This is a genomic window from Microbacterium sp. AC145, assembly GCF_979258505.1.
The window spans coordinates 2,448,100-2,468,181 of record NZ_OZ409859.1 but is presented as its reverse complement, the minus strand read 5'-3'; the positions used below and the strand labels follow the sequence as shown (position 1 = coordinate 2,468,181).

General features: G+C 69.3%; 20 protein-coding genes and 1 tRNA gene. 16 read left to right on the top strand and 5 right to left on the bottom strand.

Features of this window, described 5'->3' with window-relative positions; genetic code table 11:
- Nucleotides 1-46: 46 nt before the first annotated feature.
- The 9 genes from ACZZZN_RS11995 (at nt 47) to ACZZZN_RS11955 (ending at nt 7,977) form a co-directional block, all read left to right on the top strand.
- Nucleotides 47-1,369, top strand: a complete 1,323-nt coding sequence (locus tag ACZZZN_RS11995; protein WP_463505370.1) for an aminotransferase class V-fold PLP-dependent enzyme — start codon at nt 47-49, stop codon at nt 1,367-1,369.
- Nucleotides 1,366-1,800, top strand: coding sequence for a Fe-S cluster assembly sulfur transfer protein SufU (sufU, locus tag ACZZZN_RS11990; protein WP_463505369.1), 435 nt, complete (start codon nt 1,366-1,368; stop codon nt 1,798-1,800). Before ACZZZN_RS11995 ends, sufU begins: the two co-directional genes overlap by 4 nt.
- 45 nt (nt 1,801-1,845) lie before the next feature.
- A complete protein-coding gene (locus ACZZZN_RS11985; RefSeq protein ID WP_463505368.1) occupies nt 1,846-2,832 on the top strand; it encodes a GNAT family N-acetyltransferase in 987 nt (328 codons plus the stop codon).
- A 27-nt stretch (nt 2,833-2,859) separates the two neighbouring features.
- Nucleotides 2,860-3,501, top strand: coding sequence for an NADPH-dependent F420 reductase (locus tag ACZZZN_RS11980; protein ID WP_463505367.1), 642 nt, complete (start codon nt 2,860-2,862; stop codon nt 3,499-3,501).
- A gap of 56 nt (nt 3,502-3,557) precedes the next feature.
- A complete protein-coding gene (locus tag ACZZZN_RS11975; protein ID WP_463505366.1) occupies nt 3,558-4,217 on the top strand; it encodes a GntR family transcriptional regulator in 660 nt (219 codons plus the stop codon).
- 114 nt (nt 4,218-4,331) lie between these two features.
- Complete coding sequence (locus ACZZZN_RS11970; protein WP_463505365.1) at nt 4,332-4,541, top strand: heavy-metal-associated domain-containing protein; 210 nt, start codon at nt 4,332-4,334, stop codon at nt 4,539-4,541.
- An 8-nt stretch (nt 4,542-4,549) separates the two neighbouring features.
- A complete protein-coding gene (locus tag ACZZZN_RS11965; RefSeq protein ID WP_463505364.1) occupies nt 4,550-6,784 on the top strand; it encodes a heavy metal translocating P-type ATPase in 2,235 nt (744 codons plus the stop codon).
- Nucleotides 6,785-6,857: 73 nt separating this feature from the next.
- Nucleotides 6,858-7,103, top strand: coding sequence for a hypothetical protein (locus tag ACZZZN_RS11960; RefSeq protein ID WP_463505363.1), 246 nt, complete (start codon nt 6,858-6,860; stop codon nt 7,101-7,103).
- A 10-nt stretch (nt 7,104-7,113) separates the two neighbouring features.
- On the top strand, nt 7,114-7,977 hold the full coding sequence (locus ACZZZN_RS11955; protein WP_463505362.1) for a hypothetical protein: 864 nt from the start codon (nt 7,114-7,116) through the stop codon (nt 7,975-7,977).
- A gap of 24 nt (nt 7,978-8,001) precedes the next feature.
- Here ACZZZN_RS11955 and ACZZZN_RS11950 read toward each other — a convergent pair whose 3' ends face one another.
- Nucleotides 8,002-8,841 carry an SDR family NAD(P)-dependent oxidoreductase gene (locus ACZZZN_RS11950; protein WP_463505361.1) on the bottom strand — a complete coding sequence of 280 codons (840 nt, stop codon included), beginning with the start codon at nt 8,839-8,841 and terminating at the stop codon, nt 8,002-8,004.
- Between the two features lie 125 nt (nt 8,842-8,966).
- On the opposite strand from ACZZZN_RS11950, the gene ACZZZN_RS11945 reads away from it, so the two are divergent.
- Together ACZZZN_RS11945 and ACZZZN_RS11940 are read left to right on the top strand one after the other, a co-directional pair.
- The gene (locus tag ACZZZN_RS11945) at nt 8,967-9,545 is read left to right on the top strand and encodes an asparagine synthase (protein ID WP_463505360.1); all 579 of its coding nucleotides are present in this window, start codon (nt 8,967-8,969) and stop codon (nt 9,543-9,545) included.
- Nucleotides 9,546-9,611: 66 nt separating this feature from the next.
- Nucleotides 9,612-9,684: transfer RNA gene (locus ACZZZN_RS11940), tRNA-Arg, on the top strand.
- Between the two features lie 94 nt (nt 9,685-9,778).
- Here ACZZZN_RS11940 and ACZZZN_RS11935 read toward each other — a convergent pair.
- Nucleotides 9,779-10,711 (bottom strand): LysR family transcriptional regulator, encoded by a 933-nt coding sequence (locus tag ACZZZN_RS11935; protein WP_463505359.1) that lies wholly within the window; start codon nt 10,709-10,711, stop codon nt 9,779-9,781.
- A 71-nt stretch (nt 10,712-10,782) separates the two neighbouring features.
- On the opposite strand from ACZZZN_RS11935, the gene ACZZZN_RS11930 reads away from it, so the two are divergent.
- Nucleotides 10,783-12,513 carry an L-aspartate oxidase gene (locus ACZZZN_RS11930; protein ID WP_463505358.1) on the top strand — a complete coding sequence of 577 codons (1,731 nt, stop codon included), beginning with the start codon at nt 10,783-10,785 and terminating at the stop codon, nt 12,511-12,513.
- A gap of 69 nt (nt 12,514-12,582) precedes the next feature.
- On the opposite strand, the gene ACZZZN_RS11925 is transcribed toward ACZZZN_RS11930, so the two are convergent.
- Entirely contained in the window at nt 12,583-12,915 is a 333-nt protein-coding gene (locus ACZZZN_RS11925) for a hypothetical protein (RefSeq protein ID WP_463505357.1), read from the bottom strand.
- A 76-nt stretch (nt 12,916-12,991) separates the two neighbouring features.
- The gene (locus ACZZZN_RS11920) at nt 12,992-13,624 is read right to left on the bottom strand and encodes a hypothetical protein (protein WP_463505356.1); all 633 of its coding nucleotides are present in this window, start codon (nt 13,622-13,624) and stop codon (nt 12,992-12,994) included.
- A gap of 48 nt (nt 13,625-13,672) precedes the next feature.
- Here ACZZZN_RS11920 and ACZZZN_RS11915 point away from each other — a divergent pair, with 48 nt between their 5' ends.
- The 4 genes from ACZZZN_RS11915 to ACZZZN_RS11900 all read left to right on the top strand — a co-directional run bounded on the left by ACZZZN_RS11915 (nt 13,673) and on the right by ACZZZN_RS11900 (nt 17,507).
- Nucleotides 13,673-15,169, top strand: coding sequence for an L-serine ammonia-lyase, iron-sulfur-dependent, subunit alpha (locus ACZZZN_RS11915; RefSeq protein ID WP_463505355.1), 1,497 nt, complete (start codon nt 13,673-13,675; stop codon nt 15,167-15,169).
- A gap of 41 nt (nt 15,170-15,210) precedes the next feature.
- On the top strand, nt 15,211-15,963 hold the full coding sequence (locus ACZZZN_RS11910) for an AAA family ATPase (protein WP_463505354.1): 753 nt from the start codon (nt 15,211-15,213) through the stop codon (nt 15,961-15,963).
- Nucleotides 15,964-16,125: 162 nt separating this feature from the next.
- The gene (locus ACZZZN_RS11905) at nt 16,126-16,776 is read left to right on the top strand and encodes an ATP-binding cassette domain-containing protein (protein WP_463505353.1); all 651 of its coding nucleotides are present in this window, start codon (nt 16,126-16,128) and stop codon (nt 16,774-16,776) included.
- Entirely contained in the window at nt 16,773-17,507 is a 735-nt protein-coding gene (locus ACZZZN_RS11900) for an ABC transporter permease (RefSeq protein WP_463505352.1), read from the top strand. Before ACZZZN_RS11905 ends, ACZZZN_RS11900 begins: the two co-directional genes overlap by 4 nt.
- A gap of 20 nt (nt 17,508-17,527) precedes the next feature.
- On the opposite strand, the gene hrpB is transcribed toward ACZZZN_RS11900, so the two are convergent.
- Nucleotides 17,528-20,080, bottom strand: coding sequence for an ATP-dependent helicase HrpB (hrpB, locus tag ACZZZN_RS11895; RefSeq protein ID WP_463505351.1), 2,553 nt, complete (start codon nt 20,078-20,080; stop codon nt 17,528-17,530).
- Nucleotides 20,081-20,082 lie beyond the last annotated feature (2 nt).

Sequence of the window (20,082 nt, the reverse complement as noted above, 5' to 3'; positions counted from 1 at the left end):
CGCCCGGTGCGACCCGGCCGGACGTGCCAGATGAGAAGCTAGAAGGATGAGTACTCCGCCCGAAGCCGATGTCGTGGCCGCGTCGAGCGGCTCTCCGCTGACCGAGGCCGAGGTGGAGAAACTGCGCGCAGACTTCCCGATCCTCCGAGCCGAGGTGCACGGGCACCCGCTCGCCTATCTCGACTCGGGAGCGACCTCGCAGCGCCCCCTCGCCGTGCTCGATGCCGAGCGGGAGTTCGCGGTCACCCTCAACGCCGCGGTGCATCGCGGCGCTCACACGCTCGCGGCGGAGGCGACGGAGGTCTTCGAAGACGCCCGGGCGACCGTGGCGCGCTTCGTCGGTGCCGATGAGGGCGAGATCGTGTGGACGTCGAACGCCACCGAAGCCCTCAACCTGCTCGCCTACTCGATGTCGAACGCGTCATTGGGCCGCGGGGGAGCGGCGGCCGAGAGATTCCGTCTGCGCGAGGGCGACGAGATCGTCACGACCGAGATGGAGCACCACGCGAATCTCATCCCGTGGCAGGAACTCGCTGCCCGCACCGGTGCGACCCTGCGGGTGATCCCGCTCGACGACGACGGAGCGCTGCGGCTCGATGCCGCCGCCGAACTCATCGGCGAGAACACGAAGCTCGTGGCGGTCACCCATGTGTCGAACGTGCTCGGCGTGATCAATCCCGTCGAGCAGCTCGTCGCCGCCGCCCGGGCGGTCGGAGCGCTCTTCGTGCTCGACGCGTGCCAGTCTGCGCCGCATCTGCCGCTCGACGTGCGGGCGCTCGACGTGGACTTCGCGGTGATCTCCGGTCACAAGATGCTCGGGCCGACGGGGATCGGTGCGCTCTACGGCCGTCGTGAGCTGCTCGAGGCGATGCCGCCCTTCCTCACCGGCGGATCCATGATCACGACCGTCACCACGACCGAGGCCGAGTATCTTCCGCCTCCCCAGCGGTTCGAAGCAGGAACGCAGCGCGTATCGCAGGCCGTCGCGCTCGCCGCGGCCATCGACTACCTGTCGGGCATCGGCATGACTCGCATCGCCGCTCATGAAGCCGAACTCGGACGACGCCTCGTCGACGGGCTGACCGCGATCGACGGAGTCCGCGTGCTCGGTGCGGGCATCGCGCTGCCGCGGGTCGGCCTCGCCAGCTTCGATGTGGAGGGCATCCACTCCCACGATGTCGGCCAGTACCTCGATGATCTCGGCATCGCCGTGCGGGTGGGGCATCACTGCGCGCAGCCGCTGCACCGGCGGCTCGGCGTCACCTCGTCGACACGGGCGAGCACGTATCTCTACACGACCCGGTCCGAGGTGGATGCCGTGATCGACGGCGTCGCCGGAGCCATCGACTTCTTCCGGAGGGGCGCATGAGCGACCTGCAGGGCCTGTATCAGGAGCTCATCCTCGACCACTCGCGCACACCGCACGGCTACGGGCTACGCGGTGAGATCGCCGCCCAGTCGCATCAGGTGAACCCCACCTGCGGCGACGAGGTGACGGTGCAGGTGCATCGCACCGCCGACGGAGCGATCGAAGCGCTCGCCTGGGAGGGGCACGGCTGCGCCATCTCGCAGGCATCAGCGTCGCTTCTCGCCGAGCTCGCCGAAGGGCTCACGGTCGACGAACTCGAGGTCCGCATCGCGGCGTTCCGCGAGGCGATGCGGTCTCGCGGCAAGATCGAGCCCGACGAAGAGCTGCTCGGCGACGTCGCGGCGCTCGGTGGTGTCTCGCGCTACGTCGCACGCGTCAAGTGCGCCATGCTCGCCTGGGTCGCTGTCGAAGACGCGCTGCACAAGTCCTGAGGCGCCACGCTCGGCGACACCCCTGTCCGGGTGCAGGATGGAAGCATGCCGATGCAGCTGATCCCGCTCGATGACGACCGCTTCGACGAGTGGCGTCTGAGGACCAGGGGGCGCCTGATCGCGCTGCGACAGGAATCGGGAATCCTCCGCGCAGACGATGCGGTCGCCGATGCCGACGCGTTCCTCGACCAGCTGCTTCCCGAGGGGCGGGATACCGAGACGTCGAGCATTCTCCGCATCGTCGACGGCGGTCGCGATGTCGGCACTCTCTGGATGCTCGCGACCGGCGGCATTCTGCATCTCATCGACCTCGCTCTCGACGGCATCCCCGATCAGCGTGTCTCGGACGACCTGTTCGACGCCGTGACGTCGATGGCGAGGAGCAACGGGGTCGAGCGGGTGAGCCTCTCGCTGTACGCGCCGGATGCTGCAGGCCACGCGTTCATCGACGGCCGGGGTTTCCGCTGCGCATCCATCCGGATGCTGGTCGAACCGCTGCCGACTCGCGAATCGGCGAGTCGCGATTCGGGCTCCCCGGTGCTCCTGCATCCGATGACGGAAGACCGGTTCGTGACCTTCGCAGCGGCATCCGAAGCGGCCTTCGCCGCTGACCTCGTCGCCTCCGGCCGGTACTCCGACGTCGATGCCCGAGCCGAATCGAATCGGCAGATGGGGGTCGAGCTGCCGGACGGACTCCACTCCGCCGGGCAGGAGCTGTTCACCGCCCAGGTCGACGACGCCGAGGTGGGAGTGCTCTGGATCGGAATGCGTGTGCGTGACGGACGCCCGCACGCGTTCGTCCTCGACATCGAGGTGTGGGCCGACCATCAACGCCGCGGATACGGACGTGGCATCATGCTCGCGGCCGAGAACGAAGCGCGCAGACTCGGAGCCGATTCGATCGGACTGCACGTGTTCGGCTTCAACGACGGCGCGATCCGGCTCTATGAGAGTCTCGGGTATCAGCGGGTCGAGGAGCGGTTCCTCCTCGATGTTCCCGCGGGTGACACCCGGAGCGGCCAGCGGGAATAGTCGCGCCCGGACGACGTTGGCCTCGATATGACCACTCTCGGAATCATCGGTGCAGGACACATCGGCAGCCAGGTCGCGCGCGTCGCGGTGGCGAACGGATACGACGTCGTGATCGCGAACTCCCGCGGTCCCGAGACGCTCGCAGATCTCGTCGCAGAGCTGGGCTCTCAGGCGAAGGCCGCGACGGCGGCGGAGGCAGCCCAGGCGGGCGATGTCGTGGTGGTCACCGTGCCGCTCGGCAGGATCGGCGAGCTGCCGGTCGAGCCGCTCGCCGGCAAGATCGTGCTCGACACGAACAACTACTACTTCGAACGCGACGGCCACATCGAGGCGCTCGACAACGGAGAGACGACCACATCGGAGCTGTTGCAGAAGCATCTGCCCACCTCGCGTGTCGCCAAGGCCTTCAACCACATCTACGCGGCCGACATCACGGTCGACGGCGCGCCGACAGGAACCCCGAACCGCCGCGCCCTTGCGACCGCGGGCGACGACGCCGAAGCGGTCGCCTTCGTCACTCGCTTCTACGACCAGGCCGGCTTCGACACCGTCAACGTCGGTGCGCTGAGCGAATCGTGGCGGGTCGAACGCGACCGCCCTGCATACGTGGTGCGTCAGAACGCGCAGGAACTCGAGGCCAACCTCGCGATCGCGAACCGTCTGCCCTGATCCCGGAACGGGATACCAAACTTGTCCCGCCCATCCGCTAGTGACAGAATCCCGGTATGGCGGATCTGGGGGCTGCCGGCGAACTCGAGTCGGTGCGGGTGGCACGCGTTCTGCGCGATGACATCATCCTGGGCCGTCGGCTGCCCGGTTCTCGCCTCGTGGAACGCGACATCGCCGCCGAACTCGACGTCTCGAGACTTCCGGTACGCGAGGCGATCCGCGCTCTCGTCGGCGAAGGGGTCGTGGTCGCGAGGCCCCGCAGTTGGGCCGTCGTGCGCGAATTCACGCGACGTGACATCCAGGACTTCGGCGAGGTGCGCGAGGCGATCGAGACGTTGATCTTCGTTTTCGCCGCGCAACGGCACACCGAGGAGGGGATCGCGAGGCTCCGGGCGGCGTACGAGCGAGAGGTCGTCGCAGCTGCCGAGGATGACGTCGAGGCAGCGCGCATCGCGGCCGCGGAGTTCCACGAGATCGCGGCAGGACTCGCCGGGAACGAGATGCTGGGCGAGCTGACCGGGGTGTTCGTCACCCGGTTGCGGTGGCTCTTCGGGCAACACGACGATCTGCCCGCGATGGCAGACGAGCATCGGGTGATCCTCGAAGCGGTGACAGCTCGTGACGAGGATGCCCTGCGCATCCTGATCCCTCGGCACCTCGCCAGCGGCCAGGCGGCGGCGGAGAGCCGTCTGGCGGCGCGCGAGTCCTCCCGCTGACGCCACAGCGCCGATTCCCGGAGGATCCGCCTGCGGAATACCCTGAAGGGGTATGCTCTTGTCAAGAGATGGATACCCCCCTGGGGTATGACACACCGATCGAGAGGACTGGACATGACCGTCACCACCTACGCCGTCACCGGAATGACCTGCGGGCACTGCGAAGGCTCCGTGCGTCGCGAGGTCGCGAAGCTCCCCGAGGTGACCGACATCGCTGTCAGCGCGGCATCCGGCTCGCTGGTGATCACCTCCGACGCTCCCGTCGACGATGCTGAGGTTCTGGCGGCCGTCGATGAGGCCGGCTACACCGCCGCACGCGCCTGAGGCGCATGATGCCCGACACCGCAGTCTCATACGACCTCGACATCAGCGGCATGACCTGTGCGTCGTGCGCGTCGAGGATCGAGAAGCGACTCAACCGCATGGAGGGCGTCGCCGCCTCGGTCAACTACGCGACCGAGAAGGCGCACGTCGAGGCCGGCCCTGACGTCGCCGTCGACGACCTGATCGCCGAGGTCGTGCGCACCGGGTACGCCGCGAGCGTTCCCCGTGCGCAGGTCGACAGCGGCACCGACCCGGCGTATCGCCTGCTGCGTCTGCGGCTGCTCGTCGCGGTGTCGCTCGCGGTTCCCGTGATCGCGCTCTCGATGATCACGCCACTGCAGTTCGCGGGCTGGCAGTGGGTGTCGCTCGTTCTCGCCACGCCCGTGGTCACGTGGGCTGCGTGGCCGTTCCACCGAGCAGCGGTGCTGAACGCGCGACATCGAGCCGTCACCATGGACACGCTGATCTCCGTCGGGGTGACGGCCGCTTACCTGTGGTCGCTCTACGCCCTGTTCTTCGGCACGGCGGGTATGTGGGGGATGACGCACCCGTTCCGCTTCACGATCGAACGCGGTGACGGCCTCGGCAGCATCTACCTCGAGGTCGCGGCCGGTGTCACGATGTTCCTGCTGCTCGGGCGCTTCCTCGAGCAGCGCTCCAAGAGGCGCGCCGGTGCCGCGCTCCGGGCGCTCGGCGAACTCGGCGCCAAGGATGTGGCGATCCTGCGCGACGGCGTGGAGGAGCGTGTGCCACTCGACCGGCTTCTGGTCGGCGACGACTTCGTCGTTCGGCCGGGGGAGAAGATCGCCACCGACGGGATCGTCCGCGAAGGATCGTCGGCCGTGGATGCCTCCATGCTCACCGGGGAGTCCGTGCCCGTCGAGGTGCGCCCCGGCGACTCCGTCACGGGAGCCACCGTCAACGTCGGCGGACGTCTCGTCGTGTCGGCGACGCGAGTCGGCGCCGACACGCAGCTCGCTCGCATGGCCCGTCTCGTCGAGGAGGCGCAGTCGGGCAAGGCCGAGGCGCAGCGTCTGGCAGATCGGCTCGCGACGGTGTTCGTGCCCATCGTGTTCGCGATCGCGGCACTGACCTTGGCCGCCTGGATGCTGGTCGGAGGAGGCTCGGCGGCAGCATTCACCGCGGCAGTGGCCGTGCTCATCATCGCCTGCCCGTGCGCGCTCGGACTGGCGACCCCCATGGCGCTGCTGGTCGGCACGGGGCGGGGTGCTCAGCTCGGCGTGCTCATCAAGGGACCCGAGGTGCTCGAGTCGACCCGTCGCGTCGACACGATCGTGCTCGACAAGACAGGCACCGTGACGACCGGACGCATGACGTTGCTCGAGGTCGTCGCCGCGGAGGGGGAGGATGCCGACGACGTGCTGCGAACGGCGGCGGCTCTCGAGGAAGCGTCGGAGCATCCCATCGCGCAGGCGATCGTGCGCGGCGCGCTCGAACGCGCCGGCGACCTCTCGCCGGTCACCGACTTCCGTGCATCCGGCGGACGCGGGGTCGCCGGCGTCGTCGACGGTCGCGCAGTGCTGGTCGGGCGCCCCTCGTTCCTCGAGGAGTGGGCGCTGCGTCTCGACGACGCGCTCACAGCGACGTTCGCGAAGGCTGAGGGCGATGCACGCACGGCCGTCGCCGTCGCATGGGACGGACGGGTGCGGGGAATTCTCGTGGTCGCCGATCAGGTCAAGCCCACCAGCGCCGATGCGATCGGCGCTCTGCGCGCACTCGGCCTCGACCCCGTGCTGTTGACGGGCGACAACATCCGCGCCGCGGCACGGGTCGCGGAAGGCGTCGGCATCTCGCAGGTGCGCGCGGGAGTGCTGCCCGAGGGCAAGGTCGACGAGATCGTGGCGCTGCAGCGGCGCGGCCGGGTCGTCGCCATGGTCGGCGACGGCGTCAACGATGCCGCGGCACTCGCGCAGGCCGACCTCGGCATCGCGATGGGCACGGGCACGGACGCCGCCATCGAGGCATCCGATCTCACGCTCGTGCGCGGCGACCTGTGGGGTGCTGTCGATGCCATCCGACTCGCGCGCCGCACCCTGGGCGTGATCCGGGGCAACCTGTTCTGGGCGCTCGCCTACAACGTGGCGGCGATCCCTCTCGCGGCGCTCGGGCTGCTGAACCCCATGTTCGCAGGGGCTGCGATGGCGTTCTCCAGCATCTTCGTGGTGCTCAACAGCCTTCGACTGCGTCGATTCCGTTCGGCCGCGCCCGCCATCGTGAGGTAGCAGACCCTCGCCGCCACAGATATATTGACCCTACGGAATCGTTCCGGACGTACGTCTTCAGCTGGGGAGCGATATGCGGGGTACCGCTGTGGTCGTCGGGGGGCTGCTCGTGGTCGGCGGGGCCGTGCTCGTCGTGGTCGCAGACCAGCAGCGGGTCGACGCTCTCGACGATGCTCGCGCGGCCGTCACGGAGGTCAGGGAGAAGCTCGACGCGGCCCGCGACGCGAACCTCGTCTTGGCGGAGAAGCTGACGGACCTCCGGTCCCATATCGCCGAGCAGGATTCTCAGCTCTCCGACGACACGGGGTTCCTGCGATGAGGGGCGCCGTGTGATCAGAAGAGTCGTGTCGGTCGCGGTCGTCGCCGCGGTACTCCTCGCCGGAGGAGCCGCCAGTCGCGCCGCCGCGCTGGATTCCGAGCGTGCGGAGGTGATCGCCGAGTTCGAGGCGCTCTCGCAGTCGACCCGCACGGCGCTCATGCGCACCGATCATCTCGAGGGCTCGATCTCCATCGCCGAGAAACAGGCAGCCCAACGCGCGTCGGTGCTCGAGGTGCGCCCCGCGTTCCTCGCCGAGATCGCGGCATTCGACGCCGCAGTCACGGGAGCAGACGGCAAGGTCGACACCGCGACGCATCGTGCTGCCGTGCTCTCTGCCCAGCAGACCGTGCTCGCCGAGCGGAGCGACCCGGCGACCGTCGCGGCCGCGACCGCGACCGTTCACGCGCTGGCCGACAGGGTCGGCGATGATGTCGCCACCTGGCAGGCTGCGCAGTACGCGAATCCGTCCGGACCCGCGTGGTCGTCGAGCGGACCAGACGGCTATGCCCGCGTGCGAGCCGCTCTCGATCGTGTCGGCGGGCAGGGGGTGGGGCTGTACGAATCCGCATCCTGCGCCGGTGGCACTGCCCCTGCGTGCGCCAACAGCAACGGATACATCAAGTACCGGGCCGACGTCGTCGAATGGAGCGATGGCCGACTCGAATGGGCGATGGCGCACGAACTCGCGCACATCTACCAGTTCCGGGTGTGGGGCGCCCTGACCTCTTCCGGCGGCTACGAGTCGATGTTCGGCGGCGACCCCGAGTTCCTCGCGAATTGCATGGCCGTGGTGCGGGGCTTTCCCGGTTCGGTCGGCTGCGATGCCGAACAGCAACGGTGGGCCTCGGCCATCTGGGTCGGCACCGTCGGGTGATCGGCGCCGTCGGGTGATCGGCGATCAGGCGACGGGTGTCGTCGTGTCCACTGCCTGTCGCAGCGGGCGTCGCATCACCCTCCAGTAGCCCGTCGGCCAGAGTCGCGCCAGAGCATCGACGAGACGAGCCTCGCGCCCGACCATGGTGCGGGCCCGGCGCCTCTCGGTCGCGTCCACGATGACGGCGGCGGCATCCGAGGGCTCTGTGCGGTACATCGCCGCCTGCGCGGTGGCCGCACGTGCGGCCACCGCCGGGTCGAGTGCCGCGGCATGACGCCCGTGCAGGATGATCCCGGTGCGCACGCCGGCCGGGTATACGGCGCCGACCGTCACCGATGAATCCTCGAGCTCATGACGCAATGCCTCGGAGAACCCACGTACGGCGAACTTGCTCAGCGCATAGGGGATGCGCCCCGCCGGCGCTGCGAGCGCGTAGACGCTCGCGAGATGGGTGATGTGCGCGGCGGGTGCTGCGCGCAGCGCGGGCAGCAGCGCCTTGGTGATCGACACAGTGCCCCAGAGGTTCACGTCGGTCAGCCAGCGCATCTCCTCGAGGGTCAACTGGTCGAGTGTCCCGAGCATCGATGAACCGGCGCAGGTGATCAGCGCATTGATGCGAGGGTGCTGCCGGATGATCTCGTCGGCCGTGGCGAAGACCGCGGCGTCGTCGCGCAGGTCGACCACGTGAGTCGTCACGGTGGTGCCCTGCAGCTCTGCGGCGACGGTGGACAGAGCGGCCGCGTCATGGTCGATCAGTGCGAGGTGCACCCCGCGTCGGGCGAGGAGGCGTGCGATCTCCGCCCCCATCCCGTTGGCGGCTCCGGTGACGACTGTCGTGTTCCGGGCCAGTGCGAGTCTCGCCACGCCGTCTCCTCCCTCTGCGGTCCGAGTGCCACCGCGCCCGATCGGCGCGGTCAGAGTCGATAGCGAACATTCTGACCCACAGGAACCGGCAGCGGAACGGGTACGCTCGAAGCAAGGAGGTTGCGGTGGGACGAACTGCGGATGCCATCGCGGAAGGCGTCGCGATCGCGACCGCCGCCGCGCGCCTCGCCGTCAAGAATCACATCCTGATCGGCACGATCGCCGAGAACGGGATCTTCGACACGGACAAGTACATCGCCGACGCCCGCGAGGCTCTCCGGGCGATGGCCGAGGAGTCCGAAGAGGTCGAACAGAACCTCGTCGCGCTGCGCAAAAGGGCGCGCGGGCGGCACTCCGACCCGTCGGGCACCCACGACTACCGGGATCGCGACGTGCGCAATCTCCGCCGCCGTGCCAAGCAGTCCCACGGTGTCGCCACGAAGTTGCGCGAGCTGATGGGCGACGACGCGGCTCTCCGCACCATCGTCGAGGAGGCCCGCGCGGGTGCCTGGGCGGATGTGCGACACAACCTCGATCGCAGGCTGCGGGTCGAGGGGATGCGCCCCGATCAGGACCCCGATTACGACCGCATGCGTGAGGCCAGGATGCAGGCACTGAGGCTCGTCGATCTGCAGGCGCTGTCGTCGCAGCAGCGCGCCAAGGCCAAGCGGAATTCGAAGGTCGAGCAGGAGCAGGACGACTGAGGCATCGATTCGCATTCACGCTGAGACTGTTATAGGCTGTTCCACGGCCCGCTGAGCGGTCCAGGAGCGCCCGTAGCTCAATGGATAGAGCATCTGACTACGGATCAGAAGGTTAGGGGTTCGAGTCCCTTCGGGCGCACATCACCGGAAAACCCCGTCGCGAGAGCGGCGGGGTTTTCTGTTTCTCCGGACATTCTCTTCCTGCGCCCAGCGCTGGGGGGATCCGCCGGCGATCAGTCGAGCAGGCTCGTGATCGCCGGGTCGCGTCGCGCGTAGTCCGCGGCGGTGGTGAGGATCACATCGCGCATCGCGGCCACTGCCACCGCCGGGGTCACGTCGGCGCGATGCGCGAGGCTCACGGTGCGCCTCATCATCGGATGCGTGAGTCGCACCGAACGCAGAGCGGGCTGATCGAAGAGCACCATCGCCGGGACGACGGCGACACCCACCCCGCGCTCGACGAAGCGGAGCACGGCATCCATCTCCGCTCCGACCAGCACGTGGTTCGGCGTGATCCCTGCAGAGCGGAAGGCCGCGTCGGTGGTCGCCCGCAGCTCATAGGTCTCATCGAGCGCGATCAGCGGCAGCGTGGCGAGATGATCGAGCCCGATCGCCGGGGTGACCGCGACTGGAGGCTGGGACGCCGCCGACACGACCACCAGCTCCTCGGTGAGCAGCGGCATGCGCGTGAGGCTGAATCCTGAGGGAGGTGGTCCCGTCGATTCCGTGATCAGGGCGATGTCGACCGCGCCCACGGCGAGCTGATCGACCAGCAGGCGGGAGCCGCTCTCGTCGAGGTGCAGGTCGACGCCGGGGTGGGCCGCATGGAACGCGCTGATGGCCTCGGCGACGAGGCTGATGCACAGGGTCGGGGGAGCGCCGAGACGGACGCGGCCTCGGCGGAGCCCGGCGAGCTCGCCCATCTCGTCGCGGATCGCCTCGGCTTCGGCGAGCATCCGCTGCGCCCGCGGAAGCAGAGCCTCGCCGGCGGCCGTGAGAGCGATGTGGCCGCGCGCGCGGTGGAACAGCTCCGCGCCGAGCTCGCGCTCGAGGGTCGATATCTGCCGGCTCAGCGACGGCTGCGCGAGGTGCAGGTACTCGGAGGCGCGGGTGAAATGGCCGAGGCGGGCGACCTCGACGAACCCGCGGAGCTGCTCGAGGTTCATGCCTGCAGTCTATCGATTCCAGTAGAACTATGCATTGGAGTTATTAGGTCGCCCTAACTAGCGTGAAATGCATGAGTACTCGCGAACGACAGATCTCCACCACGGTCCTCGTGATCGGCACAGGCGGTTCCGGGCTGCGTGCGGCGATCGAGGTCGCCGAACACGGCATCGACGTCCTCGCCGTCGGCAAACGCCCCCGACAGGATGCCCACACTTCTCTCGCCGCCGGCGGCATCAACGCCGCGCTCGGCACCATGGACGAGGGCGACAGCTGGCAGCAGCACGCGGCCGACACCATCAAAGAGAGCTATCTGCTCGCCAACCCCCACACGGTCGAGATCGTGACGCAGGGGGCCGAGCGCGGCATCCGCGACCTCGAGCGCTGGGGTATGGACTTCGCGCGCGAAGACGATGGACGCATCTCGCAGCGATTCTTCGGCGCGCACACGTTCCGCCGCACCGCGTTCGCGGGCGACTACACGGGGCTCGAGATCCAGCGCACGCTCGTCGCCAAGGCCGAGCAGCTCGAGGTCCCGATCCTCGACCACGTCTACATCACACGGCTGCTCGTGCGCGACAACGTCGTGTTCGGCGCCTACGGCTTCGACCAGTCAGACGGCACGCGCTACCTGATCCACGCGGATGCCGTGATCCTGGCCGCCGGCGGCCACAACCGCATCTGGCGACGCACCTCGTCGCGTCGTGACGAGAACACCGGCGACTCGTTCCGCCTCGCGGTCGAGGCAGGGGCCCGACTGCGCGACCCCGAGCTCGTGCAGTTCCACCCGTCGGGCATCATCGAGCCCGAGAACGCCGCCGGCACTCTCATCTCGGAGGCCGCGCGCGGCGAAGGCGGCATCCTGCGCAACGCCCTCGGCGAGCGGTTCATGTCGAAGTACGACCCCGAGCGCATGGAGCTCTCGACACGCGACCGCGTCGCACTCGCCGCGTACACCGAGATCGCCGAGGGGCGTGGCACCGAGAACGGCGGCGTCTGGCTCGACGTGTCGCACCTGCCGCGCGAGACGATCATGACTCGGCTGCCCCGCGTCTACCAGACGATGATGGAGCTGCAGATGCTCGACATCACCACCGAGCCGATCGAGATCGCGCCCACCGCGCACTATTCGATGGGTGGCGTGTGGGTGCGCCCGGACGACCACCAGACCGACGTCGACGGTCTCTATGCGATCGGCGAGGCATCGAGCGGGCTGCACGGGGCCAACCGTCTCGGCGGCAACTCGCTCATCGAACTGCTCGTCTACGGCCGCATCGTCGGTCAGGCGGCGATGGCGCATGCGGCGGGTCTCGACGCGCAGCGTCGGTCGGCGGATGCCGTGGCCGAGGCCCGCGCCGAGATCGACGACCTTCTCGCGGCGGACGGCCGGGAGAACGTCCGAGCGCTGCAACGGGCGATCCGCAACACGATGACCCAGCATGCCGGTGTCGTGCGGTCGGAGGAGGGGCTTCGTGCCGGCCTCGCCGACCTCGACATGATCGAGGGAAGGATGGAGGACATCGGTATCCACCCCGACATCGCCGGGTTCCAGGACCTCGCCCATGCGTTCGATCTGAAGGCGTCGGCGCTCGCCGCCCGTGCCACGATCGAGGCCGCACTCGAGCGCCGCGAGACGCGAGGGTGCCACAACCGCAGCGACTATCCCGACACGGATCCCACGCTGCAGGTCAACCTCGTCTGGTCGCCCACCGGGGGAGTGACGCACGAGCCGATCCCGGAGATCCCGGCCGAGATCGCGGAGCTCATGCGCGAGGTCGACACCGAGGGCAAGCTCGTCGAGTGACGCTTCCGCTCCTGTCGCAGGGTGCATCGCGACGGGAGCGGACGGGCGGCCGAGCGAGGTAGGAGTCGCTCAGTCGTCCTCGTCGGTCTCCGGACCGTCGATGACCCCGATCCCGACCGCCTCATGGTCGGGCTCGGGGTCGTTGCGTGCGGGGGCCTTCGGCTCTTCCGACGGATCCTTCTCGGTGCTCGGCTCCTCGAGCTCGTCGTTGCTCGGAACCTCAGACGGGTCGGCGTCCTCGGGTGACTCCGCCTGCTCGGGCTTCTCGGCGGTGTTCTTCTCGGCCGTGTTCCCCGTGTCCTTGAACTCGCCGGCGTCGCCGGAGGTGGGTGTCGGGGTGGGCGTCTGCGCCTCGGGGTCGAGGCCCGAGCTCGGGTCCTGGGCAGGTGTGCTGTTCGTCATGATCGTCCCTTTCGCATCGAGTGCCCTTTCAGCATCCGACGCGACACCCCAGGGGAGGAAGGGCCTTGACGCAGGATCAGAAGTGCATCTGCTTCAGAGTGCCGTATTTGATCAGGAGTTCTTCGAGCTCCGAGCCATCGACGTACTCGAATCGCACGGTCCCGGCGGAGCCGCCGTCCACGACGATGTCGGGGCCGTTCGAGAAGAGCAGCGACGACCATGCAGCACTCCAGATGTCGGCGCCGGAGGCATCTCTGGCGATGACGCCATCGGCATCCATGGCGATCTCGGCCACGCCGCCGGAGCCCCTCACCGCGAATGCGGTCGGGAACTCGCTGTTATCCCACTCGCGGAAGTAGGCCGACAGTCCCAACTTCGCGTTCGGCCATCCGGAACGGAGGCTGCGCCCGATGCGCACGACCTCGACCTCGCGCTCGACCGCCTCGCCGTCGGCCCCCGCGACCGCGACCGTGAGCGTTCCACCCAGCGGATACGTCTGGCGGAACAGCTCTTCCTGCCGTTTGTCGTCCAGGGCGAGATCGCTGCTCTCGAGGAACGGCTGCTCGCCGATCCACGCCTGACGCACGGTGAAGCTCGGCGTCTGCGCGGTGCGTGTGCGTCGGGAGCTCAGGATGCCGAAAACGACGATTCCGATCAGTACGACGCTCCCGGCGGCGAGGAAGAGCAGGATGGCGGCGTCATCGTTCACGCGCCAACAGTAGCCTGTCGCCGCAGCCCGACGACGTAGGCTGGGGAGGTGACAGCGTACGTCTCGGCCTTCGATCTCTTCTCCATCGGAGTGGGCCCCTCGAGCTCCCACACGGTCGGACCGATGCGCGCCGCGCTTGAGTTCGCGCATCGCCTGCGCTCGTCCGGAGCGCTCGACCGCGTCGCCCGAGTCGGATGCACGCTGTACGGCTCTCTCGGCGCCACCGGCATCGGACATGGCACGCCGGATGCCGTCGTCGCCGGACTCCGTGGGCTCGCGCCGGAGACCTGCGATCCGGCCGATGTGCGGGCGGCGTGGACCGACCTCCGCGACGGCGCGACGGTGCGGATCGACGGGGTGCACGAGATCCCATTCTCGAAGACGGACATCGTGTTCGAACCGAGGACACGGCTGCCCGGTCATCCGAACGCCATGACGATCACGGCATGGGACGCCGCCGAGGGCGTCGTCGCCGAGCAGACGTACTACTCCGTCGGCGGCGGGTTCATCCGTCGGGACGGCGAGGAGGCGAAGATCTCCGCTGCCCCGCTGCCGTACTCGTATGCGGATGCCGCATCACTGCTCGCGCTGTGCGACGAGCACGGACTCTCGATCGCTGAGATCGCTCGCCTGAACGAGACCGCGCAGCGCTCAGAAGAAGACGTCGCCGCAGGACTCGACGCGATCTGGGATGCGATGGCCGCCTGCGTCGACAACGGCCTGCACTCCGACGGGGTGCTGCCCGGCATGCTCAAGGTCAAGCGTCGCGCGAGTGCGATCCGCGGGCAGCTCGAAGAGACCGAGGCCGACGGGCATCGCGAGCTTCCCGGGGAGTGGCTGGGTGCCTTCGCTCTCGCCGTCAACGAGGAGAACGCGGCGGGCGGTCGGGTCGTCACCGCTCCGACGAACGGCGCCGCCGGCATCCTCCCCGCCGTCGCCATGTACTGGTGGCGGTTCCTCGCCGACTCGGGTCTCGGCGTCGGCAACGCGGTGACGCCGTATGGAGAGCTCGTGGGCAGCGCGTTGCTCGGCTTCGGCGCGGAGGCGTCGCTCCTCGCCGTCGGAGCGATCGACGACCCCGACGCGGTCGCCGAGGCGAACCGCCGCCGCGGCATCCGACGCTTCCTGCTCACTGCCACTGCTCTCGGCTCGCTGTTCAAGGCGAACGCGTCGATCTCGGGCGCCGAGGGTGGATGCCAGGCCGAGGTCGGCTCGGCGTGCGCCATGGCCGCAGGCGGCCTGACCGCGGTGATGGGCGGCACGAACCGGCAGATCGAGAACGCCGCGGAGATCGCCATGGAGCATCACCTCGGACTCACCTGCGACCCCATCGGCGGCCTCGTGCAGATCCCGTGCATCGAACGCAACGCGATCGCAGCCTCCACCGCGGTGACGGCGGCACGCCTCGCCCTGCGCGGCGACGGCAGTCACTACGTGTCTCTGGACGCGGTCGTCGAGACGATGCGCCAGACCGGCATCGACATGTCGACGAAGTACAAGGAGACCAGCGAGGGCGGCCTCGCGGTCAACGTTATCGAGTGCTGACGCCCCTCGCCATGTCGGCGGTGGCCGGTAGTCTCGCGGAGATGGAATCGATCTGGACCCCCGGCAGTCGCCGGCGGCGCGAGCAGCCGGTCGTCGCCGTGCGGGCAGACGACGACGCGCCCGAGCCCGGACACGTGTGGCCCACGAGCATCCCCGCGGTCGCTCAGGTGCTCAGAGAGGGGATCGATCTCGCGCCCGGGGTGACCTTTCTCGTCGGCGAGAACGGCAGCGGCAAGTCGACGATCGTCGAGGGCATCGCGGTCGCCTACGGTCTGTCGCCCGAGGGCGGTTCGAAGTTCGCCAGGCACAGCACCCGTCCGACGGAGTCTCCACTGTCGGAATGGCTGCAACTGCAGCGCGGTGTCGGTGCGAACCGTTGGGGATTCTTCCTGCGGGCCGAGACGATGCACTCCTTCTACACGTACCTCGAAGAGAATCCCTCGCCGCGGGGCGACGTGCCGTTCCACGAGATGAGTCACGGTGAATCGTTCCTCGCCCTCCTCGAGAGCAGATTCGATGAGCCGGGGTTCTACTGTCTCGACGAGCCCGAGGCGGCGCTGTCGTTCCAGTCGACGCTCACCCTCATCGCGGTGCTGCAGCGCATCGTCGACGAGGGGGGCCAGGTGCTCTGCGCCACGCACTCGCCGGTGCTCGCCGCGCTGCCGGGGGCTCGCATTCTCGAAGTGGGTGACTGGGGGATCCGCCCCGCCGAATGGGGCGATCTCGAGATCGTGAACCACTGGCGCTCGTTCCTGCAAGACCCGCCGCGTTACCTGCGGCACCTGCTCGACTAGGGGTCGCCGGCGCGGCTGTCCGGGCGGATAATCAAGCATGACGAACGGTCCGGCGGTCGAGATCTCGGGGCTCCATGTGCGCAGGGGCACCACGCAGGTGTTCGACGGCATCGACCTGACGATTCCCCGCGGCGAGATCACCGGACTGCTCGGACCCTCGGGATGCGGCAAGACCACCCTGTTGCGCGCGATCGTCGGAGTACAGCGCATCGTATCGGGAGCCGTGTCAGTGCTCGACGAGCCGGGGGATCCCGGAACCTGCGCCATCGCGTCGCGTACGGCACTCAGGGTGCCGCCGTCTACAGTGACCTCACGGTGCGCCAGAACCTCTCGTACCTGGCGGCCGTGTTGAAGGCCCCGAAGGGCGACGTGGACAGGGTCATCGACGAGGTCTGGCTGGGCGGCCAGGAGCGGCAGCTCGTCGGCTCGCTCAGCGGCGGGCAGACGACCCGCGTCTCCCTCGCGATGGCTCTTCTCGGTGCGCCAGAGCTCATCGTGCTCGATGAGCCGACCGTCGGACTCGACCCTGTGCTGCGGGTCGAGTTGTGGGACCTGTTCCGCGGCCTCGCTGAACGCGGCGTCACGATGATCGTCTCGAGCCACGTGATGGACGAGGCCCTGCGATGCGACCGGCTGGTGCTGATGCGAGACGGACGGATCATCGCCGACACCGAGCCGGCGGCTCTCCTCGCCGACACCGGTACAGCCGATCCCGATGCGGCTTTCCTCGCGCTGATCGAGCGCGACACTCGCCTGTACGACGGATCCACTGCACCACGCACGCGGCGCGAGAGACGGGAGGCGGACGGATGAACGGCCGGCGGATGCTTGCGACATCCGGACGGGTTCTCGGCCAGCTGCGCCATGACCCTCGCTCCATCGCTCTGATGCTCATCGCCCCGAGTCTGCTCGTGGGCCTCTTCGCCTGGTTGTTCAGCGACCAGGACGGAGTGTTCGATCAGTTCGGCGGTGCGATCCTCGCGCTGTTCCCCTTCATCGTGATGTTCCTGATCACGTCGATCACGACGCTGCGAGAACGGCGATCCGGCACGCTCGAGCGGCTCATGACGACGCCCCTCGGAAAGGCCGACTTCATCCTCGGGTATGCCCTGGCCTTCGGTCTCATGGCGCTGCTGCAGGCCGTCATCACGGTGTCGTTCGCGGTCGGAGTGTGCGGTCTCGATGTCGAGGGCGAACTCTGGCAGCTCGGACTCGTCGCGGTGGTCGACGCGCTTCTCGGCACGGCGCTCGGGCTGCTCGCCAGCGCGTTCGCCCAGACCGAGTTCCAGGCCGTGCAGTTCATGCCCCTGCTGGTCTTCCCGCAGATCATCCTCGGCGGGCTCTTCATGCCGCGCGACCAGATGCCCGACGTGTTGCACGCGATCTCGGACTGGTTGCCGCTCAGCTATGCGATCGACACGATCAACGCCGTGACGGCCGGCGACGACGGGTGGGACGTCTACGGGCCGCTGCTGGTGGTCGTGGCGTTCGGGGTCGGCGCGCTGGTGCTCGCGTCGTTGACTCTGCGGCGCCGCACGCCCTGAGCCTCGACGGAATCCGTCGCTCAGCGCGCGGAGCGGTTCTTGGTGTGCCTGGTCGGCGCGGCGGCCCAGGGATCCTCGGGCCACGGATGCTTCGGGTAACGGCCGCGCATCTCGGCTCGCACCTGCGCGTAAGGCCCGGACCAGAACGAGGCGAGGTCGTCGGTGACGGCGAGCGGGCGCCCTGCGGGGGACAGCAGATGGAACAGCACGGGCACCCGTCCGTCGACCAGCCGCGGGGTCTCCGCCCAGCCGAAGCACTCCTGCAGCTTCACGGCGACGACAGGGCGCGCGGTCGCGTCGTCGTGCGGCGGGTAGTCGATGCGAATGCGAGACCCGGTGGGTACCTCGAGCCGGTCAGGAACGAACTCCTCGAGCCGTGCGGCCTCGGGCCAGGGGAGCAGCCGGCGAAGAGCCGACGCCAGATCCAGTCGGCTCACGGGTGCGCCACCCGCGAGGGCGTCGAGCTCCGGCGCCAGCCAGGCATCCAGGGTCGCGATCAGTCCGGCATCCGACACATCGGGCCAGGGTTCGCCGATCTCGCGTCGCAGCAGAGCCAGACGGCGCCGCAGGGCGTCTGCGCCCTCGGACCACGACAACATGCCGAGTCCGTCTCGCCGCATCGCCCGGCGCACGGCATCCCGCCCCTCTTGCGCCGATGCGCGCACCGGTGCCGAGGAGCGCAGGATCGCACCGATGCGGCGCTCGCGACGAGCCTGGACACGGCCTCCGGTGAACTCCGCGTCGACACGGTCGGTCATGAGGTGACTCGCGGCGCTCTCGATCTGCGCTTCGGTGAGCGCGGCAGCGGATCGGATGATCGCGCCGGATCCGGCTGCCGCACGGGCCGAGGCACGCGCGACGTCCGCGACGGCGAGCCACTCGACCGCCGCGAGCGGACCGCGCACGCCCGCACGGGTGCCGGATGCCAGCAGGAACGTCGCGCCCTCGGCGGTGCGCTCGACGCGGTAAGCGATCCGCTCGGGGAAGGCGAGCGCGATCACGAGGCCGACCCCGTCGAGATCCGAGCGAACCCCGGGCGTCGGGCGCACCATGCGCTCGAGGCGATCGGCGTCGCTGCGCCATCGACGAGCATCCGGCGCCCGACCGCCTCGCAGCGCGATGATCGCCTGCGCGACGTCGGCCTCGGCGACGCGCAGGTCGCCGCCCAGCAGCGCCACGACCTCGGCAGCGAGTCGTGCTCCGACCGCCGCGCTCCCGTCGCGGAGAGCACGGGCGAGTCGGGGATCGGTCGGGATGCGCGCCAGGATGCGGCCTTCCGCGGTGGCGCGACCCGCGTCATCGATCGCGCCGAGACCCTGGAGCACGGCGAGGGCCTCGGCCAGGTTCTGGGCGGGCAGCGGGTCGATCATCCGCAGGCCGGCACCGCCAGGGGCGCCCCAGCAGGCGAGCAGCAGCGCAGCATCCGCGAGGTCGGTCACCGCGATCTCGGGCGCCGGGCGCGCAGGAGCGGCTGCATAGGTGCGCTCGTCGACGCAGCGGACCACGATGCCGGGGCCCTGGCGGGTGCCGCGCCCTGCGCGCTGCACGCACGACGAGCGGGAGGCGGCGGTGGTCACCAGGCCCGTCATGCCGCGGGCGGCGTCTCGCTGCGGGTGTCGAGCGAGGCAGCTGTCGACGACCAGGCGCACGCCGGGCACCGTGAGCGACGACTCGGCGAGCGATGTCGTGACGATGATGCGCGGCGGGGCATCCGCTGCGCGGCCGCGGATCACGGCATCCTGCTCTGCCGCGGGGATCTGTCCGTGCAGCTCGCGCACGTCGAACGCGTCGCCCGCGGTGCGGAGGCGGCGGGCGATCTCGGAGACCTCCCGGACGCCCGGTACGAAGACGAGCACATCGGCCAGAGGATCCTCTCGGGTGAGCTCCCTGGCAGCGGAGGCCGTGGTCTCGGCGACGTGATCGAGGAATCCCCAGGTGACCCCGCGCTCATCGAGTCGCGGCACGGGACTCGGAGCCCAGTGCTCGGTGAGCGGGAAGGCGGGGACATCGTGGTCGACGATCGGCGCGGGCTGATCGTCGGTGCCGAGGACGGCGGAGATGCGCGGGGCATCGAGGGTGGCCGACATGGCGATGACAGTCAGGTCGTCCCGCAGCTCACGCACCTCAGAGAGAAGGCCGATCAGCAGATCGGTCTCGAGCGCTCGCTCATGCACCTCGTCGATGATCACGGCGCTCACGCCGTCGAGCCCCGGATCGTCGAGCATCCGCCGCAGCAGCACGCCGGCGGTGACGAACTCGACCAGCGTCTCGGGTCCTGCGGAGCGCTCGCCGCGGACGGTGAAGCCCACGCGGGTGCCGAGTGGGGTGCGGTCGAGGTGGGCGAGTCGCCGGGCGGCTGCGCGTGCGGCGACGCGGCGGGGCTGGGTGACGATCACGCGGCCCGTCGCCTTCGATGCGACGAGTGGCGGCACGAGCGTGGTCTTGCCGGTGCCCGGGGGTGCGCTGACGACGACTGATCGGTGCGCGTCGAGAGCCGAGGAGAGCTCATCGACCGCCGCGGCGAAGGAGAGTCCTTCGCCGATGGCGGCGAGGTCGAAGGCGGTGGTCGGCACCG

Bases quoted from the DNA above. Each gene is read 5' to 3' on its own strand.
- ACZZZN_RS11995 (WP_463505370.1), top strand. From the start codon at position 47: ATGAGTACTCCGCCCGAAGCCGATGTCGTGGCCGCGTCGAGCGGCTCT.
- sufU (WP_463505369.1), top strand. From the start codon at position 1,366: ATGAGCGACCTGCAGGGCCTGTATCAGGAGCTCATCCTCGACCACTCG.
- ACZZZN_RS11985 (WP_463505368.1), top strand. From the start codon at position 1,846: ATGCCGATGCAGCTGATCCCGCTCGATGACGACCGCTTCGACGAGTGG.
- ACZZZN_RS11980 (WP_463505367.1), top strand. From the start codon at position 2,860: ATGACCACTCTCGGAATCATCGGTGCAGGACACATCGGCAGCCAGGTC.
- ACZZZN_RS11975 (WP_463505366.1), top strand. From the start codon at position 3,558: ATGGCGGATCTGGGGGCTGCCGGCGAACTCGAGTCGGTGCGGGTGGCA.
- ACZZZN_RS11970 (WP_463505365.1), top strand. From the start codon at position 4,332: ATGACCGTCACCACCTACGCCGTCACCGGAATGACCTGCGGGCACTGC.
- ACZZZN_RS11965 (WP_463505364.1), top strand. From the start codon at position 4,550: ATGCCCGACACCGCAGTCTCATACGACCTCGACATCAGCGGCATGACC.
- ACZZZN_RS11960 (WP_463505363.1), top strand. From the start codon at position 6,858: ATGCGGGGTACCGCTGTGGTCGTCGGGGGGCTGCTCGTGGTCGGCGGG.
- ACZZZN_RS11935 (WP_463505359.1), bottom strand. From the start codon at position 10,711: ATGAACCTCGAGCAGCTCCGCGGGTTCGTCGAGGTCGCCCGCCTCGGC.
- ACZZZN_RS11930 (WP_463505358.1), top strand. From the start codon at position 10,783: ATGAGTACTCGCGAACGACAGATCTCCACCACGGTCCTCGTGATCGGC.
- ACZZZN_RS11925 (WP_463505357.1), bottom strand. From the start codon at position 12,915: ATGACGAACAGCACACCTGCCCAGGACCCGAGCTCGGGCCTCGACCCC.
- ACZZZN_RS11910 (WP_463505354.1), top strand. From the start codon at position 15,211: ATGGAATCGATCTGGACCCCCGGCAGTCGCCGGCGGCGCGAGCAGCCG.
- ACZZZN_RS11905 (WP_463505353.1), top strand. From the start codon at position 16,126: ATGCGGCAAGACCACCCTGTTGCGCGCGATCGTCGGAGTACAGCGCAT.
- ACZZZN_RS11900 (WP_463505352.1), top strand. From the start codon at position 16,773: ATGAACGGCCGGCGGATGCTTGCGACATCCGGACGGGTTCTCGGCCAG.